The sequence below is a fragment of the Vibrio sp. 811 genome (genome assembly GCF_033339195.1).
On record NZ_JAWOUB010000794.1, the window covers coordinates 1 to 551 of the forward strand.

General features: G+C 47.9%; 1 protein-coding gene. It reads right to left on the reverse strand.

Annotation, left to right across the window (positions count from 1 at the left end; genetic code table 11):
- Positions 1 to 551, reverse strand: a 551-nt coding sequence (locus tag R7Q46_RS29440; protein ID WP_318078622.1) for a DEAD/DEAH box helicase, incomplete at both ends; no start/stop codon positions are given.

Here is a 551-nt window from a genome sequence, read left to right on the forward strand (position 1 = left end):
TCTAGTTCGCGTTCACGCATTTGACCGTGTGCCACGGTAATACGGGCTTCTGGAATGAGTTTTTGTAAATCTTCTGCCGTTTTTTCAATGGTTTCTACCTGATTGTGTAGGAAGTAAACCTGACCACCACGCATGATTTCACGCAGTACGGCTTCTCGCACCACGGACTCTTCACGTTCACGAACAAATGTCTTGATAGCTAAACGGCGTGCTGGTGGTGTGGCGATGATCGACAAATCACGCATACCACTCATTGCCATGTTCAGCGTACGAGGAATCGGCGTTGCCGTTAGGGTAAGAATGTCCACATCGGCGCGCATCGCTTTGACTTTCTCTTTTTGACGAACACCGAAGCGATGCTCTTCGTCGACGATCAACAAACCCAAATCTTTGAATTTGATGTCGCTGGAGAGTAATTTGTGCGTACCGACGACGATATCAACTTTGCCATCCGCAACATCTTGCAAAATCACTTTTTGCTCTTTGGCTGATTTAAAGCGAGAAAGCACCTCGACTCGGATTGGCAAGTTCGCGAAGCGGTCACGGAAGTT